The 2,119-nt window shown below is 48.8% G+C and carries 2 protein-coding genes and 1 pseudogene; 2 read left to right on the forward strand and 1 reads right to left on the reverse strand.

Annotation, left to right across the window (positions count from 1 at the left end; genetic code table 11):
* The coding region (locus tag AC9UEP_RS05875) for an alpha/beta hydrolase (RefSeq protein ID WP_509545048.1) at positions 1-806 on the reverse strand (806 nt) is incomplete at its 3' end.
* A gap of 63 nt (positions 807-869) precedes the next feature.
* On the opposite strand from AC9UEP_RS05875, the gene AC9UEP_RS05880 reads away from it, so the two are divergent.
* Both AC9UEP_RS05880 and AC9UEP_RS05885 read left to right on the forward strand, forming a co-directional pair.
* Positions 870-1,895, forward strand: coding sequence for a 6-phosphofructokinase (locus AC9UEP_RS05880; RefSeq protein WP_509545051.1), 1,026 nt, complete (start codon positions 870-872; stop codon positions 1,893-1,895).
* Positions 1,896-1,937: 42 nt separating this feature from the next.
* A pseudogene (locus tag AC9UEP_RS05885) lies at positions 1,938-2,119 on the forward strand (3-deoxy-7-phosphoheptulonate synthase class II); the annotation flags it as partial.

The raw sequence follows: 2,119 nt of genomic DNA on the forward strand, positions 1-2,119 counted from the left end.
GTGACGCCAGCTTTTCTTAGCGCCTCAGCATATTTCTCGCTATCAGAGAGCAGCGGATCGTATTGGGCTGTGATAATGATGGCGGGAGCCAATGCGGAAAAATCTTTCGCTCTTTGCGGAATTGCATAAGGATTTTGATCATGTGTATTACCTTGTAAATATTGATCCCAGAACCATTCCATCGCCTGGGTTGTCAGCCCGTAGCCGGTTGCATGTTCTTTATAAGAAGCAGTGTCGAATTTGCGATCATTGCAGGGATAGACAAGGAGTTGGAAGGCAAGCTTAATTCCATTATCGCGCGCTTTGAGTGCAACTGCCGATGCCAGATTTCCGCCGGCGCTATCACCGGCAACGCCAATTCTATTTCTATCAATCTGTAGTGCTTCGGCGTTCTTAATCACCCAGAGCAGAGTGGAATAGCAATCATCAAATGGAATCGGGAATGGATGCTCCGGGGCCTTTTGGTAGTGCACGCTAAAAATTGTTGCCCCAGTTTGATTTGCAAGACGAGATAGTGATGCATCATAAATATCGAGGAAGTTCAGTACCCAACCGCCGCCATGCAGATAGATAATCACTGGGGCGTTGGTAGCTGTTGTTGGTCGGTAGATGCGAATCGGAAGATCAGCTGTTGGGCCCGGAATAAATGTGTTGACTACTTCCGCTACTTTTTCTACTGGGCCGGTAAATGCTGTCTGAGATTGCCTATTTCCGCGGATGACTTCGATGGGGGCTTCCCACACTTGTGGTAATCCGGCAGCAGCACCGGCTTCTAAGAAAGCTCGGATTTCTGGCGCTAGTGTCATAGTGGAAAGGCTAGACTGTGCCAGTCACTGTTGACTACCAATCAGCCAATTTTGGAGTATGTAATGCGCATTGGAATTCTTACTGGTGGGGGCGATTGCCCAGGACTCAATGGGGTTATTCGTGGGGTCGTCATAAAGGGAATCAAAGAGTACGGATATGAATTCGTTGGCTTCCGCGATGGCTGGAAAGGCCCGCTTGAGGCGCTAACCATGCCGCTAGATCTAGCAATAGTGAAACCAATTCTTGCCAAGGGTGGAACCATTCTTGGTTCGTCACGCACCAATCCTTTTAAGATTGAAAATGGCGTAGAACGCATTAAGCAAAATCTTGCAGACCAAGGAATCGATGTGCTGATTGCAATTGGTGGCGAAGATACCCTCGGTGTGGCAACAAAGCTTGATGCCCTTGGCGTGAAGGTAATCGGAGTTCCAAAGACGATTGATAACGACCTGAACAATACCGATTTCACATTTGGATTTGATACATCAGTAAATATCGCGATGGAGGCAATTGATCGCCTGCACACAACGGCTGAATCACATCACCGCCCACTCATTGTTGAGGTCATGGGCCGTCACGCAGGCTGGATTGCACTGCATTCCGGAATCGCTGGCGATGCTGCCTGTATCTTGATTCCAGAAGTTAAATTCTCGGTCGATAAAGTCTGCGAATATGTGAAGTCACGTTTTGCAACTGGCACAGCTCCCATCATTGTTATTGCCGAAGGTGCCATCCCACAAGATGGGGACATGATTACCAAAGACCAGCCACTGGATGCATTTGGTCATGTTCAACTCTCTGGAATTGGTGATTGGCTTGCTAAAGAGATTGAGAAAAAGACTGGCTACCAAACTCGTTGCACAGTTCTCGGCCACATCCAGCGCGGTGGAACTCCTTCAGCATTTGACCGAGTTCTTAGCTCACGATTTGGACTTGAAGCAATTACGGCAGTCCATGACGGAGATTTCGGAAAGATGATGGCGCTGCATGGCACCAAGATTGCGCGCGTGCCATTGGCATCGGCAACTGATGTCCTTAAGACCGTTCCCTTCGAGCGCTATGAGGAGATCACTTCGTTCTTTGGCTAATCTCGCTCCGAGATTGCAACTGAACGCTCTACGATTATGCCTATGAACTCTTCCTCAAAGCTGGATAACCTCTTTGACCCCACGCTAGTTGCCGCGCAGCAACCTAATTGGCCTGGTGGCAAAGATGGCGCGCCACTTGCAAAAGCTGTTGCTGATCTCAAAGCGTTACCGCCACTTGTCTTTGCTGGTGAGTGCGATGATCTGAAAGCAAAGATTGCCGAAGC

The sequence above is a fragment of the Candidatus Planktophila sp. genome, from assembly GCF_040402315.1.
Taxonomy (GTDB): Bacteria; Actinomycetota; Actinomycetes; order Nanopelagicales; family Nanopelagicaceae; genus Planktophila.